Here is a 15,677-nt window from a genome sequence, read left to right as displayed (position 1 = left end):
GCGTGAATCACTGCGTGATCCACTCTTCCTCATTGAATGAACAGGAGTCATCGATGCAAAAATCTCTCATCGCACTGGCCGCAGCCGCCGTGCTAAGCCTTGGCGCCGCATCTTCCGCCCAGGCGGCCACCCAGACCATCAGCTTCAGCGCCGACCGCGCCCTGGGCGCCACCAACTGGTCAGATACCCTGGGCCTGGGCAAGTTCGACAGCAACCTGGGCACCCTGACGTCGATCAAGTTCCATCTGGAAGGCGCCGTGCAGGGCAGCGGCCGGACGGAAAGCCTGGACGCCAGCGCGTCGAACGTGACCCTGAGCCTGGCCTCGCTGCTGACCTTGTACCGTCCCGACAACTCTACCTTGCTGGTGGCCAATCCGCTGTTCACGCAGACATTCGCCCTGAGCGCCTTTGATGGCAGCATCGATTTCGCCGGCACCTCGGGTGCCAGCACGGGCCTGCGCTCGAGCACGGGCTCGAATGGCTACACGAGCGCCAGCGCCAGCGACTTTGCCCTGTTTTCCTCGGCGGGCGGCGGTTTGATTTACCTGGGCTTGAATGCCATCGGCTCCTCGATGGGCAGCGGCGCGGGCAATTTGCTGACGCAGTTCCAGACGTCCGCTTCCGGCCGCGTGGCAGTGACGTATGAATACGTGAGCGCCGTGCCGGAGCCGGAAACCTATGTGATGCTGCTGACGGGGCTGGCGCTGGCCGGCGTGATGATGCGGCGCCGCAAGCCCCGCGCCTGATCAGCGCCGGCCGCGCCCGGCAATCAGCTGGGCGATCTCGCTGAACAGCTCATTGTTCAGCGAGGCGGGCAGGGTGGTGGCCAGGCTGCGGCTGTAGTAGGCGCCCAGATCCAGGCCCAGGCCCAGCCCGCAAATTTCCACGGCGCCCTGCGCTTCGCGGCGCGCCACCACCTGTTTCAGATGCTGCGCCAGGTAAAACTCGTCGTTGGCCAGATTCGTGGCCGTATCCATCGGGCAACCATCTGACACGACGAGCAGGATGCGCCGCCGTTCCGGCCGCGCCAGCATGCGCGTGCACGCCCAGTCCACGGCTTCGCCATCGACGCCTTCGCGGTACAGGTCCGCCTTCAGCAGGGCCGCGATGTCGGGCCGCGCGCGGCGCCAGTTCGTCTCGCCATCCTTGAACACCATGTGCACGAGTTCGTTCAAGCGGCCCGGATGGGCGGGCGAGCGGGCGCGCATCCAGTCGCGCTTGACTCTTCCCCCGTTCCAGGCGCCCGTCGTAAAGCCCAGCAATTCCGTCGTGATGCTGGCCTGGTCCAGTGCGCGCAGCAATATGTCCAGCAGCACGGCCACGGATTCCGCATGCGTCTTCATGGAGCCGGAGCAATCGACGAGAAAGGTGACGAGGCAATCGGCTTGCGGCAGCAATTGTTCCTTGCGGAACAGTCTGCGCTCGGACGGTGAGCTGATCAGCTGCGCCAGGCGCCGGCCGTCGATATACCCCTCTTCTTCGCCGAACGACCAGCCGTCGCGCTGGGGCACGGCCAGCAATTGCGTGAAGCGCCGCGCCAGGCGCGCCGTGTTGATGCCCAGGCTGGCGATGCGACCATCCATGCGTTCGCGGTAGTCGAGCAGCAGGGCGCGGCGCACCAGTTCGCCCGCCTTGTCTTCGCGGTCGTAGCTTGTGGAGTACGCCTTGTAGCCGCCATCGCCATCGCTGAAGGCGCGGCTCTCGCCCAGCGGGGCGGCATCGGGAACATTGTCGTTATCGCTGTCGAAATCGAGCAGCAGCTTGAAGGCGGCCTGCGCCTTCGCGTCGCCTGCCTCGTCCTGGCTGCCGTCGCGCGCCGCCTGCGCCTCTTTCAGCATGGCGTCGACGGCATGGGCGATGGCCAGTGCGTGGCGGGCAAAGGCAAGCTGGTCGGCGCGGTGGCGGCGCAAGCCCGCCAGGTCGCCGCTCAGTTGCGAGGAAACGGACCAGCGCGTCGCTTCGATGAAATCTTCCGTCTTTTCCAGCACGGGCCGGGCCGTCAGGCGCGACCAGCACATCTGGAACACTGTATACAAGAGCAAGCCCGATGCGCCTTCGGCCAGGCCGGAATCGTAGAACGCGTGCGACCAGGCCGTGAAACGGTGGCGCAGGTTGGCGATGACGCCGGCATGTTGATCTGGCGCCAGCGTTTCCACGCGCAGTTGCTCCAGCAGCTCGAAGACGAGCCGCGCCACGGGGTCAAGCGGGCACAGCGACTTGTGCAGGGCCGCATCCGTGTGCAGCAGGCGCAGGGCCACGCTGTCGGCCGCGCCGCGCAGCGAGGGCAAATCCTGCAGCGCCGCATCGGGCTGCAGATGGGCCGCGTGGATGGGCAGGGGGCGGTGGCCGTCGTGCAGGCGCCGTCCGCGGTAGCGGACGGAGGCAACGCCGCTCAGTGCGCGGATCGCGCCCGCGCACAACTCGTCCGTTTCCTGTTGTTCGCGCGTGTAGGCGGCGGGCGCCGTCGCTTCGGTACTCATGGCGCCGTCGCCAGCAATTCCTCGTTGAAACAGCGCTGGTAATACTCGGCCACCATGGGCCGTTCGGCCTCGTCGCATTTGTTGAGGAAGGACAGGCGGAAGGCCAGGGCCGGGTCGCGGAAGATCTGGCAGTTTTCCGCCCAGGTGATTACCGTGCGCGGCGACATCAGGCACGCCAGGTCGCCCGCCGCATAGCCGTAGCGCGTGAGGCTGGCCACGGCCACCATGCTGCTTGCCAGCTGGCGGCCCGCGTCGTCGTTCATGGCGGGGACACGCGCCAGCACGATGTCCGTTTCTTCGTGCTGCGGCAAATAGTTCAGGGTGGCAACAATGTTCCAGCGGTCGATCTGCGCGTGGTTGAGCACTTGGGTGCCGTGGTACATGCCGTTCAGGTTGCCCAGGCCCACCGTGTTCGAGGTGGCGAACAAACGGAAGTGGGGATGGGGCGTGATGACCCGGTTCTGGTCGAGCAAGGTGAACTTGCCGTCGCGCTCGAGGATGCGCTGGATGACGAACATCACGTCGGGGCGGCCCGCGTCGTACTCGTCGAAAATCAGGGCCACGGGCCGTTGCAAGGACCAGGGCACGATGCCTTCCTGGAATTGCGTCACTTGCTGCTGTTCGCGCAGCACGATGGCGTCCTTGCCCACCAGGTCCAGGCGGCTGATGTGACCATCGAGGTTGACGCGCACGCAGGGCCAGTTCAGGCGCGCCGCCACCTGCTCGATATGCGTGGATTTGCCCGTGCCGTGCAAGCCTTGCACCATCACGCGGCGGTTATGCGTGAAACCGGCGAGTATCGCCAGGGTCACGTCCTTGTTGAAGCGGTAGGCGGGATCGATGTCGGGCACGTGCGGATCGCGCTCCGTGAAGACGGGCACGAGCAGGTCGCTGTCGATATGGAACAGGCTGCGCACGGACTGCAAGGTTTGCGCTGCGGCGGCGGGGGGATGTTGGCGTGAATCTGGCACCTTGTTCTCCTGGTCAAGCCGCAGCATGGGTGCCGCAGCGGTTATGAATTACCTGTTTGCAATGCGTCGTCGTCCCCGCCCGTCGTCGGCATGGTTTCCGATTCGATGGCGGCCAGGGCTTGCGCGGCGCGTTGCAATGCTGGCAAGAAATGTAAAGCCTTGTCGTGCGTCAAACGGATGATGGGCGCCTGGATCGCCACGGCCAGGTTCGAGCGGCCGTTCGGGTTCGGCACCAGCACGGCCACGCACAGCAGGCCGGGCAGGAATTCCTCGTCGTCCAGCGCGTAGCCGTTGCGGCGCACCAATTCCAGTTCGCGCTCGAGCTTGACGGGGTCCGTTTCCGTCTTGTCCGTAAAGCGCGTCAATTCCATGTGGCCCAGCAGGCGGCGCCGTTGCACGGGCGTCATTTGCGCCAGGAACAGCTTGCCACTGGACGAGCAGTGAGCCGGCACGCGCGAACCCGGATGCAGGTAGAAGCGCAGCGGGGCCGCCGTTTCCACCCGGTCCAGGTACACCACTTCGCTGCCGCTGAAGGCCGTCAGGTTGCAGCTTTCGCCCACTTCCTCGACCAGCTGGCGCAAGACCATGCGGCGGGCGCCATGGAAGGTGTTGTTAATCAAGAGGTTAGACGCCAGGCGGCGCAGGCGCACGCCCGTGCTGTAGTGGCGGCCGTCGCTTTCGCGCTGCAGCACGCCCACGCTTTCCAGCTGTTGCAGCATGCGGTGCAGGGTGGGCTTCGGCAGCCCCGTTTCTTCCACCAGCGCTTGCAGCGACAGCAACTGGTCTTTTTCGGCAATCACTTCCAGCAAGGCAAACAAACGCATCGTGGGCGTGTCGCCTTCCAGTTTTTCCGGCTCAAGTTTTGGGGATGAAATCATGTCCATGGTGGCCTCGGTTGGGTATCTGAGTGTTACATCAGCTTATTTCATTTTCGAACTCAAATTGTACCGTTTCCTCGAAATTCTGTTTGACTTTTGATTGCCGAACGCTTAAATTGAATTGTATATCAAATTTCGGAACAAAATATACCGTTTTTTGATAAATAAGTTGATAAATACGCTGCAGTTCATTACCACAGACCAGGAGACACCCATGAATGACATGACCGAGCAAAAAGCCGCCGCCGCAGCGGCCATCCCCACCGGGCCGCAAAAGATGACGCCTTCCGAAGCGTTCGTGGAAACCCTGGCCGCCAATGGCGTGACCGACATGTTCGGCATCATGGGCTCGGCCTTCATGGACCCGATGGACATTTTCGCCCCCGCCGGCATCCGCCTGATCCCCGTCGTGCACGAGCAGGGCGCCGGCCACATGGCTGACGGCTATGCCCGCGTCTCGGGCCGCCATGGCGTCGTCATCGGCCAGAACGGCCCCGGCATCAGCAATTGCGTCACGGCGATTGCCGCCGCCTACTGGGCGCATACGCCCGTCGTGATCATTACCCCGGAGACGGGCACGATGAGCATGGGCCTGGGCGGCTTCCAGGAAGCGAACCAGTTGCCGATGTTCGAAGAATTTACAAAATATCAAGGCCACGTCACGAATCCGGCCCGCATGGCGGAATTCACGGGCCGCTGCTTCGACCGCGCCATGTCGGAAATGGGGCCGACGCAATTGAACATCCCGCGCGACTATTTTTATGGCGAAATCAAGGCCGAGATCCCGAAACCGAACCGCCTGGACCGCGGCGCCGGCGGCGAGCAAAGCCTCAACGATGCGGCAGAACTGCTGGCCAAGGCCAAGTTCCCCGTGATCATCTCGGGCGGCGGCGTCGTCATGGGTGAAGCGATCGAGGAATGCAAGGCCCTGGCCGAGCGCCTCGGCGCGCCCGTGGTGAACAGCTACCTGCACAACGACTCGTTTCCCGCCAGCCACCCGCTGTGGTGCGGTCCGCTCGGCTACCAGGGTTCCAAGGCGGCGATGAAACTGATCGCCCAGGCCGACGTCGTCGTCGCCCTCGGTTCGCGCCTGGGACCGTTCGGCACCTTGCCGCAGCACGGCATGGATTACTGGCCGAAGAACGCCAAGATCATCCAGATCGACGCCGACAACAAGATGCTGGGCCTGGTGAAGAAGATTTCGGTGGGCATCTGCGGCGACGCCAAGGCGGCCGCGAAAGCCATCCTGGCGCGCCTCGATGGCAAGACGCTCGACTGCGATGCCACGCGCGACGCGCGCTATGCCACGGTGCAAGCGGAAAAGGCGGCGTGGGAAGAGGAATTGACCAACTGGACCCATGAAAAAGATGCGTACAGCCTGGACATGATCGAAGAGCAGAAGAAAGAGCCGGGCAACTACCTGCACCCGCGCCAGGTCTTGCGCGAGCTGGAAAAAGCCATGCCGGAAGACGTGATGGTGTCGACCGACATCGGCAACATCAACTCGGTGGCCAACAGCTATCTGCGCTTTGAAAAGCCGCGCAGCTTCTTTGCGGCGATGAGCTTTGGCAACTGCGGTTATGCCTTCCCGACCATCATCGGCGCGAAAGTGGCGGCGCCGCACCGTCCGGCCGTGTCGTATGCGGGCGACGGCGCCTGGGGCATGAGTTTGATGGAAACGATGACCTGCGTGCGCCACAACATTCCCGTCACGGCCGTGGTGTTCCACAACCGCCAGTGGGGCGCGGAAAAGAAGAACCAGGTCGATTTCTACAACCGCCGCTTCGTTGCCGGCGAGCTCGATAACCAGAGCTTCGCCGAGATCGCGCGGGCCATGGGCGCCGAAGGCATCACGGTCGACAAGCTGGAAGACGTGGGTCCGGCGCTGAAGAAGGCGATCGACATGCAGATGAATGAAGGCAAGACCACCATCATCGAAATCATGTGCACGCGCGAGCTGGGCGACCCGTTCCGCCGCGATGCGCTGAGTAAACCAATTCGTCATCTGGATAAGTATAAAGACTACGTTTGATGTAACGGGTGTTGTTGGATTACGCCTTTCAGGCTAATCCAACCTACGCAACCTGCCCAACCTACGCGACTGTGTAGGTCGGATTAGCCGGGCGAAGCCCGGCGTAATCCGACAAAGCGTTGTGACCAAATTCTCACAGATTGTCACGAAAACATCATAAATTTCAATAAAGAAGACGAAGCGTCCCGGTAATTGAATTATTTGATTTGACAAGGCCATGCTTAAGGCTTAAATTCAATAAAAGACAAAAAACGGAACGTAGCGTATCAAAAACGATTTACGGAGACCACCATGAACCACCCTGTACCGCACACCGACGCCGTCACCATCGACTTTCTGCAAGCCTTCGGCGATGCCTGGAACCGCCACGATATCGAGGCCCTGATGGCCGCCATGGCCGACGACTGCGAATTCCACGCCGTGGCCGGCCCTGACTTGCTGGGCAAGAGTTTTGTCGGCCGCGACGCCGTGCGCGCCGGTTTCGAGCTGGCCTGGCAAACCTTTCCCGACGCCGCCTGGCTCAACCCGGAGCACTTCGTCAGCGGCCAGCGCGGCGTGACGGAATCGACCTTTGCCGGCACCAAGGCGGACGGCACGCGCATCGAGGCGCGCATGGTCGACATCTTCACTTTCCGCGACGGCAAGATCGCCGTGAAGAACGCCTTCCGCAAGGATCGCCCACCCGTCGTCAAAGCTTAAGCCAGTACGTTCACCGGGAATGATCATGAACAAACCTGTCGACACTCCATCTGACGTACTGGGCAACAGCACCGCCGCCCGCACGCCCTACGATCCCGCCTTCGATCCGCTCGTGGCCCAGCGCCCCGGCCACGGCAATGCCTACGCGCCCACCTACTGGATCGGCACGGCCGGCGAGCCGCCCGCCGACGACGGCCCCATCACGCATGACATCGACGTCGATGTGGCCATCATCGGCTCGGGTTTTACCGGTCTCTCCTGCGCCATCTTCCTGGCCCAGGAACACGGCATCAAGGCTACCGTGCTGGAAGCGAACCGGGTCAGCTGGGGCTGCAGCACGCGCAACGGCGGCCAGGCGCAATGCACGACGGGCCGCCTGAAGCGCTCGCAGTGGATCGCCCGTTACGGCATGGACACGGCCCTCAAATTGCACACGGAAGTGTGCGACGCCATGGAAACCTTCAAGAAGATCACGGCCGACATCGATTGCGACCCGCAGCCGGGCGGCCACCTGTACATCGCCCACAAGGCGAAAGCCATGCCCGCGCTGGAAAAAGAGGCCAAGGTCATGCGCGAGATCTTCAAGTACGACGCCCGCATCCTCGACGCCGACACCGTCAAGCGCGAATTCGTCGACGACAAGGAAGCGGCGGGCGCGCTGCACGAGCCGGAAGGCATCGGCATCCACGCGGGCAAGCTGGCGTTCGGCTACCTGCGCAAGGCGCGCGCGCTGGGCGCCAAGGTACATCCGTCCAGCCCCGTGATGGGCTGGGAAACGCGCAACGGCGTGCATTATCTGCAAACGCCGGGCGGCGTGGTGCGGGCCCGCTCTGTGGCCGTGGCCACGGGCGGCTACACCTCGCCCCACCTGCATGCGCAAGTGAAGAACCGGTTGCTGCCGATCCTGTCGAATTCCATCGTCACGCGCCCGTTGACCCCGGCGGAAATCGAGGCGTGCAACTTCCGCACCCACCAGGTGATCACGGATACGCGCATCCTGCGCCACTACTACCGCTTGATGCCGGACAACCGCGTGCAGATCGGCAGCCGCAGTGCCATCACGGGCGCCGACGCGCCGGACGACAGATATAAACAGTTTTTGATCAACGATCTGCACCGCAAGTTCCCCGCGCTGACCGGTATTCCCATCGATTACTCATGGTGGGGCTGGGTCGACGTCAGCCACGACATGATGCCGCGCATCGTGCAACCGGACCCCAAGCAATCGATTTTCTATTCACTCGGTTACGGCGGCAACGGCGTCATGTACTCGGCGCAGGCGGGCCGTCGCATGGCCGAACGCATCGCGGGCAAGGCCAGCGACACGGGCTTGCCGATCTTCAATTCGAAATTGCCGTATCCCAACATGATGGAACTGGTCGAGTCGCAAGCGTTCGCCCCGTTCCGCCGCCTGGGCCAGCGTTTCCTGTACCGCTGGTATCACTTGAAGGATGAAGTGTTTTAAATAGCAGTAGCCGTACTAAGCCGCCGCATGGTTGACAAAGAGCAAACAGCGGCGCCTCCCGCAAGGGATGAGATTGCCCGAACGTTCACACATAACAATAACTTGGAGTGAGACATGAACACATACACGAGCAAAAACGCGAGCAAAACGGTTTTTTCAACGCTGCGCCGCGCCGTTCTCGGCACCCTGGTGCTGGGCGTGGCGGTCGCATCGAGCGGCACGGCCTTCGCGCAAGGCAAGGAAGTAACGATTGCCTACCAGGAAATCAACGGCCCCTTCCTGGTGGCGATCGCCAGCGGCGAAGTGGAAAAGACCACCGGCTATAAAATCAACTGGCGCAAGTTCGACTCGGGCGCCAAGGTGGCCACGGGCATGGCCTCCGGCGACGTGCAGATCGGCGTCATCGGTTCGAGCCCATTGACGGCGGCCGTCAGCCGCGGCGTCGACCTGCAGCTGTTCTGGATCATCGACGACATCAACGAAGCCGAAGCGATGGTGGCCCGCAATGGCGCCGGCATCAGCAAACCAACCGACTTGCGCGGCAAGAAGATCGCCGTGCCGTTTGTTTCCACCACGCACTTCCACACCATGTTCGCGCTGGAAACGTGGGGCATCAAGCCCACGGAAGTGAAATTGCTCAACATGCAGCCGAACCAGATCGCCGCCGCCTGGGAACGGGGCGACATCGACGCGGCCTTCGTGTGGGATCCGGCCTTGAGCAAACTCAAGCAAAACGGCAAGGTGCTCGTCACTTCCGGCGAACTGAGCAAGAAGGGCAAGGCCACGTTTGACGGCATGGCCGTCGAGCGCGCCTGGGGCGAAGCGAATGCCGATTTCATGGCGAAGTTCGTCAAGGTGATGGCCGCTGCCGACGCCGACTACCGCGCCAATCCGAAGGCGTGGACCATCGATTCCCCGCAAGTCAAAGCCAACGTCAAGCATTCGGGCGCGGCTGCCAAGGACGTGGCCGCTTCCGTGGCCCTGTACGCCTATCCATCGTTGCAGGAGCAGGCTTCACCGGCCTGGCTCGGTGGCGGCGCGAAGGGCGGCGTGGCGCAAGCCTTGCTGGCCACGGCGCAATTTTTGAAGGGCGAAGGCAAGATCGATACGCTGGCCCCTGACTACGCCAAATATGTGACACCCAAGTATGCACAGGCCGCCGGCCTGCTGAGGTAAACGTTGTGCGATGGCGCGCCTGCGGGCGCGCTGACTGAACAGAGTGCGTTGAACAGAACTGTGGGGACACGATGGAAAATCTGTACGTCAAGGATGTCAGCGTGATTTATCCGGGCAAGACGGCCGGTGAACGCGTACATGCCTTAAATAATATCAATCTCACCATCAATAGCGGCGACTTCGTCGTCGCGCTCGGTGCTTCCGGTTGCGGCAAGACAACCTTGCTGAGCCTGATGGCGGGTTTTATCGCCCCATCCAAGGGGGAAATCATGCTCGGGGACAATAAAGTGGAAGGGCCGGGCGCCGACCGTGGCGTCGTGTTCCAGAAACACGCCTTGCTGCCATGGCTGAACGTGATGGAAAACGTGGAATTCGGCCTGAAGCTGCAAGGCGTGCCGAAAGCCGTGCGGCGCGAACAGGCGGCCAAGAACCTGGCGCTGGTCGGCTTGAAGGACTTTCACGACAATATGATTTATCAATTGTCGGGCGGCATGCAGCAAAGGGTGGGCATCGCCCGCGCCCTAACCAGCAATCCCGCCATGCTGCTGATGGATGAACCGATGGCGGCGCTCGATGCGCTGACCCGCGAAACCATCCAGGAATTGCTGCTCGATATCTGGGCCAAGTCCAGCACCATGTTCTTCTTCATTACCCACAGCGTCGACGAGGCGCTGTTCCTGGCGAACCGGCTGATCGTCATGTCGCCCCGTCCGGGCCGCATCACGCACACGTATGAACTCGATTTCAACAAGCGCTTCCTCGAATGCCGCGATGCGCGCGCCGTGAAATCGAGCCCGGACTTCATCAAGATGCGCGAAACTGTGCTCAACATCATTTATGGCGACGAGCGCGCCGTCAATAAAGAGCTGGAGGTGTCCCATGCATAGCCCATCCGTCGTGGGATTTCCTCCCGCCACCGCCAAGCGCGCCGGCTTTTTTGGCCGCCTGTTCGCTCCCCGCTGCGCCATGCCCGGCGAAGCGTTCGGCGCGCCGGGGCAGGGCAATTCCAGCCGCATCGCCACCGTCACCGTCATCGCCGTGCTCTTGCTGTGGTTTGGCGTGACGGCCAGCGGCCTCGTGAAACCGCTGTTCCTGCCGTCGCCGCAAGCTGTCTATGAAAAATTCATCATGGCGGCCACCACCGGTTTCGGCGGCGCCACCCTGTGGGAACATACCGTCGCCAGTCTGGTGCGCGTGTTCGGCGCCTTTGGCCTGGCTTGCCTGTTTGCCATCCCCGTCGGCGTGATGATGGGCGTGAACCGCGTGGCGCGCGGCATCTTCGATCCCTTGATCGAGTTCTACCGTCCGCTGCCGCCGCTTGCTTACTTGCCACTGGTTATCATCTGGTTCGGCATCGGCGAGTTTTCGAAGGTCTACCTGATCTTCCTGGCCATCTTTGCGCCGATGGCCATCGCGGCCCGCGCCGGCGTCAGCTCTGTTTCATTGGAGCAAATCCATGCGGCCTACTCGATGGGCGCTACCCGTTTCCAGGTGATCGTGCACGTGATCCTGCGCGCCGCGATTCCGGAAATCCTCACCGGCATGCGCATCGGCATCGGCGTGGGCTGGACCACCCTGGTGGCGGGCGAAATGGTGGCGGCCACGCGCGGCCTGGGCTACATGGTGCTGAGCGCCTCCGAGTTCCTCGCCAGCGATGTCGTGATCATGGGCATCATCGTGATCGGCTTCTTCGCTTTCCTGTTTGATTTGATGATGCGCTACCTCGAACGTACCCTCGTGCCATGGAAGGGCAAGGTGTAAGACGTTCCCGGGAGTGGCGCTAATGCCACAAGTGTTGCCGCCGCTCCCATTTTTTAACCAGCAATAACTGAGCCATACCCCGTACGTATCCTCCAGCGCGCTTGCCCCTTGGGCGCCGCGCCGGGCCGCTGCATTTCCAGATTGACTTATGGCATGCAGCCAACCAGACTGATTTGATGATGTATCGATGCTGCTTGACGGTGTTGCCCAAATAAAACAAAGCCGCGCGGCAGGAACCGGCCGCAGCAGGCGAGGGCGCACCGGGCTTCAGAGATTTTCAGGAGACAAAAACATGATTAGCGAATCGCATAACAGTACCGGCTTGCAGCACTCGCTGAAGCAACGCCACATGAGCATGATCGCCATCGGCGGCGTGATCGGCGCCGGCCTCTTTGTCGGCAGCGGCGTCATCGCCAAGGCTGCCGGCCCGGCCGCCATCCTATCCTTCCTGCTCACGGGCGGCCTGGTCGTCCTGATCATGCGCATGCTGGGCGAGCTGGCTTCGTCCCTGCCCGTGGTCGGCTCCTTTTACGAATATGCGCGCCTGGCCTTCGACGACAAGCCGAAGGTCTCGAAATTCCTCGGCTTCATGAGCGGCTGGATGTACTGGTATTTCTGGGTCGTCGTCGTGGCCCTGGAAGCCATCGCCGGCGCCAAGCTGGTCAACTTCTGGCTGCCCGACGTGCCCTCGTGGGCCATCAGCCTGGTCTTGCTCGTGTCGATGACGGTGCTCAACCTGTTCTCGGTGAAAGCGTTTGGCGAATTCGAGTTCTGGTTCGCCTCGATCAAGGTGGTCGCCATCGTCGTCTTTCTGTTCGTCGGCGCCCTGTTCATCACGGGCAGTTTGCCTAACAGCATCCCAAGCCTGGGCTTTTTGACCAGCCATGGCGGCTTCATGCCGCACGGCTGGGGCCCCGTGCTCAGTGGCGCCGTCGCTGCCACGGCCTTTTATTCGGGCGCCGAGATCGTCACCATCGCGGCCGCCGAAACGTCGGACCCGGCCAAGGCCATCGCCCGCGCCACCAATTCCGTCGTCATGCGCGTGCTGATGTTTTATGTGGGGTCCATGTTCGTCGTCGTCTGCATCGTGCCCTGGGATTCGCAGGCCATCGCCACGCCTTTCGTCAGCGCCCTGACCGTCATGAACATCCCGTACGCGGCCCACATCATGAACGCCATCATTTTGACGGCCGTGCTGTCGGCCCTGAACTCCAGCCTGTACGCCTCGTCGCGCATGATCTTCGCGCTGACGCGCCGTGGCGACGCGCCGACGGGCCTGGTCAAGCTGAGCAAGAACGGCGTACCGATTCGCGCCATCCTGTTCAGCACCTTGTTCGCCTATTTCGCCATTGCCGTCTCGTATGTATCGGCCGACCTCGTGTTCCCCTTCATCGTCAACTCCTACGGCATCCTGATCCTGTTCGTGTACTTGCTCATTGCGATATCTCAATTGCGTTTGCGCCGCCGCCTGGAACGCGAATGCCCGGAACGCATCAAGGTGCGCATGTGGCTGTTTCCCTATCTGACGTATTTCACCATCTTCGCCATGCTGGTGATCCTGGGCGCCATGAGCGTGTCGTCCGATACGGAGCAGCGCGTGTCGTTCTGGTTCGGCCTGTTGAGCGTGGCCATCATGAGCGTCATGTACTACATCAAGAAGCTGGTCAACGATGACCGCAACGGCGGCGAAGCGGCCGATACCAAAGTGGAGCTCAAACATGTCTGATACGACCTTGTTGCCTGCAGGCCGGCGCCGCTTCCTGCGCACGACGGCCGCCCTGGGCGCCGCCGCCGTGGCGGGGCCTGGGTCAGCCTTGGCTGCCTCCGCTTCCCTTACCTTGCCGTTTGAAAACGGCGAGCGCGAACTGGTGGCCTTCCCGCAAAAGCGCCCGCTGATCCTGCTGACCAGCCGACCGCCCCAGCTGGAAACGCCGTTCAGCGTGTTCAACGAAGGCGCGATCACGCCCAACGACGCGTTCTTCGTGCGCTATCACTGGAGCGGCCTGCCCACCAGCATCGATGGCGGCAGCTATCGCTTGCGCATCGGCGGCCTCGTCAAGACGCCACTGGAACTGTCGCTCGCGGAACTGAAACAGCTGGCCGACCCCGTCGACGTGGTGGCCGTGACGCAATGTTCGGGCAACAGCCGCGGCTTCTTCGCCCCGCGCGCGAATGGCGGGCAGCTGGGCAATGGCGCCATGGGCAATGCCCGCTGGACGGGCGTCCCCCTGAAAACCGTGCTGGAAAAGGCCGGCATCGCGGCCAGTGCCGTGCAGGTGGCCTTCAACGGCCTGGAAACGCCGCCCGTGGGCGACGGCCCCGACTTCCAGAAAGCCTTGTCCGTCGAGCACATCATGGCGGGCGACGTCCTGCTGGCCTGGGCCATGAATGGCGAAGACATCCCGTTCCTCAACGGCTATCCGCTGCGCCTGATCGTGCCGGGCTTCTATGGCACTTACTGGGTCAAGCATCTGAGCGACATCACCGTGCTCGACAAGCCGTTTGACGGCTTCTGGATGAGCACGGGCTACCGTATCCCCGACAACGGTTCCGGTTTCATCGAGCCGGGGACACCGGTGGGCAAGACGACGCCGATCAGCCGCCTGAACGTGCGCTCCTTCATCACCAGCGTGCAGGATGGCGCGCAAGTGAAGGCGGGGCGCGACCTGGCCTTGCGCGGCATCGCCTTCGATGGCGGGCAGGGCATCAGCGAGGTGACCGTGTCGGTGGACGGCGGCCAGACGTGGCAGGAAGCAACGCTGGGCAAGGACCTGGGACGTTTCTCGTTTCGCGAGTGGACGATGGTGATGAAGGCGCCGCGCAAGGGCAAGCATGTGCTGATGGTGCGCGCCGTCAACCGCATCGGCCAGAGCCAGCCGATGAAAGCCCTGTGGAATCCCATGGGTTATATGCGCAACGTGGTGGAAACCACGCGCATTCAGGCAGTGTGAGGAGAACCGGATGCTGATCAGAACACTTGCCACCACCGTGGCCTTGATGCTTGCCGGCAGCGCTGGCGCGCTGGAAATCCAGCTGCCGCCCGAAACGGCGGCCTATAAACCCAGCGAATTGCCCGGCTACCAGCTGGTGCAGCGCAACTGCATGACCTGCCACGCGGCCCAGTATGCATCGAGCCAGCCGCCCGCTTCGCCGCGCGCTTACTGGGAGGCGACCGTCAAGAAGATGAAAAAGCCGTTCGGCGCCCAGTTTGACGACGCGGACATGCCGGCCATGGTCGATTACCTGGTGAAAACCTATGGCGCGGAGCGGGACGCCGCTGCGCCTGCCGCCGCAACGAAACCCGTCGCAGCCGCTGTTCTTGCCGCCAGCGGCAAGGATGTGAAAACCTTGCTGGCGGCGAACGGCTGCATGGCATGCCACGCCCTCGACCAGAAGGTGGTCGGCCCCGGCTTTGCGGAAGTGGCCGCCCGATACAAGGGCAAGGACAGCGTCGCTGCCGTGGCGGCCAACATCCGCAATGGCGGGGCCGGCAAATGGGGCCCCGTGCCCATGCCGCCATTCAGCCAGCTCAGCGTAGCCGATGCGGCCACGCTGGCCAAATATGTGCTGTCCAGATAAGACCCGGCCAGCGCGGCCGCGTCGCTGATCTTCTCTTCCTTTCCGCCGGCATCCGGCGTGGCCGATGCCTGCCACGCCGGTTTTCCTCGCCGCGATCATATGCGCCGCCCGCTCCCCGCGTGGCCGCCATAAATAAGTTTCCATTCCTAATATTTATTCATTGATTATCTATTTTTTGCAAGAATGTGACATGTTAATTTGCAGCAAAAAAGTGTGTCATCAGATGAACATGCACATATGTAAAAAATAACATTGTTTTATATTGTGATAATGCCAATCTCTTGTTCATTTCGCATGCATGGTGCGCTCATGGAATAGCATGTCGATAGTGACAGCGATGCAATTTTGTTGTGTTATGACAACGAATTTCTTGCCGGAAAGGCGCATTTTCACGGTGTTTTGCGAATTTTAAGGGCATCCCTGTCGAGACCGCACCAATGTGGTGAAAGAGCTCATCAGATAGGTATTTTCTCGCCTGATGACGGGCTAAAATGGGTCAATGTTGCTGAGGGGAATTTATTTTTTTGTTGTCATTGTATTTGACAATGATGCTAAAAAAATACGTCCTTTGCAGCTCTTGTATTCCCCGTCAGCACAGCCGCCAGCGGCTTGCCTGGCGCGGGCGCGCCGCCTGAA

13 protein-coding genes are annotated in these 15,677 nt (G+C 62.0%); 10 read left to right on the top strand and 3 right to left on the bottom strand.

The window, feature by feature from the left end; genetic code table 11:
* Positions 1-53: 53 nt before the first annotated feature.
* Entirely contained in the window at positions 54-746 is a 693-nt protein-coding gene (locus OX462_RS18860) for a choice-of-anchor E domain-containing protein (protein WP_409026792.1), read from the top strand.
* Here OX462_RS18860 and OX462_RS18855 read toward each other — a convergent pair whose 3' ends face one another.
* From OX462_RS18855 to OX462_RS18845, 3 genes are read right to left on the bottom strand one after another with little or no spacing between them, the layout of a single operon-like run.
* Entirely contained in the window at positions 747-2,480 is a 1,734-nt protein-coding gene (locus tag OX462_RS18855; protein WP_409026791.1) for a cobaltochelatase CobT-related protein, read from the bottom strand.
* Complete coding sequence (locus tag OX462_RS18850; protein ID WP_409026790.1) at positions 2,477-3,451, bottom strand: AAA family ATPase; 975 nt, start codon at positions 3,449-3,451, stop codon at positions 2,477-2,479. Before OX462_RS18850 ends, OX462_RS18855 begins: the two co-directional genes overlap by 4 nt.
* Before the next feature lie 41 nt (positions 3,452-3,492).
* Complete coding sequence (locus OX462_RS18845; RefSeq protein WP_373632440.1) at positions 3,493-4,329, bottom strand: IclR family transcriptional regulator; 837 nt, start codon at positions 4,327-4,329, stop codon at positions 3,493-3,495.
* A gap of 223 nt (positions 4,330-4,552) precedes the next feature.
* Between OX462_RS18845 and xsc the strand changes: the two genes are divergently transcribed.
* The 9 genes from xsc (at position 4,553) to OX462_RS18800 (ending at position 15,041) form a co-directional block, all read left to right on the top strand.
* On the top strand, positions 4,553-6,361 hold the full coding sequence (gene xsc, locus OX462_RS18840; protein ID WP_409028763.1) for a sulfoacetaldehyde acetyltransferase: 1,809 nt from the start codon (positions 4,553-4,555) through the stop codon (positions 6,359-6,361).
* A gap of 291 nt (positions 6,362-6,652) precedes the next feature.
* On the top strand, positions 6,653-7,060 hold the full coding sequence (locus OX462_RS18835; protein ID WP_070290384.1) for a nuclear transport factor 2 family protein: 408 nt from the start codon (positions 6,653-6,655) through the stop codon (positions 7,058-7,060).
* A gap of 25 nt (positions 7,061-7,085) precedes the next feature.
* Positions 7,086-8,525 carry an NAD(P)/FAD-dependent oxidoreductase gene (locus OX462_RS18830; protein ID WP_070313156.1) on the top strand — a complete coding sequence of 480 codons (1,440 nt, stop codon included), beginning with the start codon at positions 7,086-7,088 and terminating at the stop codon, positions 8,523-8,525.
* A 114-nt stretch (positions 8,526-8,639) separates the two neighbouring features.
* Positions 8,640-9,701: a taurine ABC transporter substrate-binding protein gene (gene tauA, locus OX462_RS18825; RefSeq protein ID WP_409026789.1), complete on the top strand. Its 1,062-nt coding sequence runs from the start codon at positions 8,640-8,642 to the stop codon at positions 9,699-9,701.
* Between the two features lie 71 nt (positions 9,702-9,772).
* The gene (locus OX462_RS18820; RefSeq protein WP_070219220.1) at positions 9,773-10,588 is read left to right on the top strand and encodes a taurine ABC transporter ATP-binding protein; all 816 of its coding nucleotides are present in this window, start codon (positions 9,773-9,775) and stop codon (positions 10,586-10,588) included.
* A 79-nt stretch (positions 10,589-10,667) separates the two neighbouring features.
* The gene (locus OX462_RS18815; protein ID WP_070219225.1) at positions 10,668-11,462 is read left to right on the top strand and encodes an ABC transporter permease subunit; all 795 of its coding nucleotides are present in this window, start codon (positions 10,668-10,670) and stop codon (positions 11,460-11,462) included.
* A gap of 292 nt (positions 11,463-11,754) precedes the next feature.
* On the top strand, positions 11,755-13,188 hold the full coding sequence (locus tag OX462_RS18810; RefSeq protein ID WP_409026788.1) for an amino acid permease: 1,434 nt from the start codon (positions 11,755-11,757) through the stop codon (positions 13,186-13,188).
* The gene (locus OX462_RS18805; protein ID WP_409026787.1) at positions 13,181-14,413 is read left to right on the top strand and encodes a SorA family sulfite dehydrogenase catalytic subunit; all 1,233 of its coding nucleotides are present in this window, start codon (positions 13,181-13,183) and stop codon (positions 14,411-14,413) included. The genes OX462_RS18810 and OX462_RS18805 overlap by 8 nt, the downstream gene beginning before the upstream one ends.
* Positions 14,414-14,423: 10 nt before the next feature.
* On the top strand, positions 14,424-15,041 hold the full coding sequence (locus OX462_RS18800; protein WP_409026786.1) for a SorB family sulfite dehydrogenase c-type cytochrome subunit: 618 nt from the start codon (positions 14,424-14,426) through the stop codon (positions 15,039-15,041).
* The last annotated feature ends 636 nt before the right edge of the window (positions 15,042-15,677 follow it).

This window comes from Janthinobacterium aestuarii, assembly GCF_046113285.1.
In the GTDB taxonomy this organism is placed as follows: Bacteria; Pseudomonadota; Gammaproteobacteria; order Burkholderiales; family Burkholderiaceae_D; genus Janthinobacterium.
This window is presented reverse-complemented; position numbering and strand designations above follow the sequence as displayed.

What these genes read in the sequence shown, in the direction of transcription:
- OX462_RS18800 (WP_409026786.1), top strand. Translation starts at nt 14,424, where the DNA reads ATGCTGATCAGAACACTTGCCACCACCGTGGCCTTGATGCTTGCCGGC.
- OX462_RS18810 (WP_409026788.1), top strand. Translation starts at nt 11,755, where the DNA reads ATGATTAGCGAATCGCATAACAGTACCGGCTTGCAGCACTCGCTGAAG.
- OX462_RS18805 (WP_409026787.1), top strand. Translation starts at nt 13,181, where the DNA reads ATGTCTGATACGACCTTGTTGCCTGCAGGCCGGCGCCGCTTCCTGCGC.
- tauA (WP_409026789.1), top strand. Translation starts at nt 8,640, where the DNA reads ATGAACACATACACGAGCAAAAACGCGAGCAAAACGGTTTTTTCAACG.
- OX462_RS18860 (WP_409026792.1), top strand. Translation starts at nt 54, where the DNA reads ATGCAAAAATCTCTCATCGCACTGGCCGCAGCCGCCGTGCTAAGCCTT.
- OX462_RS18815 (WP_070219225.1), top strand. Translation starts at nt 10,668, where the DNA reads ATGCCCGGCGAAGCGTTCGGCGCGCCGGGGCAGGGCAATTCCAGCCGC.
- OX462_RS18830 (WP_070313156.1), top strand. Translation starts at nt 7,086, where the DNA reads ATGAACAAACCTGTCGACACTCCATCTGACGTACTGGGCAACAGCACC.
- OX462_RS18845 (WP_373632440.1), bottom strand. Translation starts at nt 4,329, where the DNA reads ATGATTTCATCCCCAAAACTTGAGCCGGAAAAACTGGAAGGCGACACG.
- OX462_RS18855 (WP_409026791.1), bottom strand. Translation starts at nt 2,480, where the DNA reads ATGAGTACCGAAGCGACGGCGCCCGCCGCCTACACGCGCGAACAACAG.
- OX462_RS18820 (WP_070219220.1), top strand. Translation starts at nt 9,773, where the DNA reads ATGGAAAATCTGTACGTCAAGGATGTCAGCGTGATTTATCCGGGCAAG.
- xsc (WP_409028763.1), top strand. Translation starts at nt 4,553, where the DNA reads ATGACCGAGCAAAAAGCCGCCGCCGCAGCGGCCATCCCCACCGGGCCG.
- OX462_RS18835 (WP_070290384.1), top strand. Translation starts at nt 6,653, where the DNA reads ATGAACCACCCTGTACCGCACACCGACGCCGTCACCATCGACTTTCTG.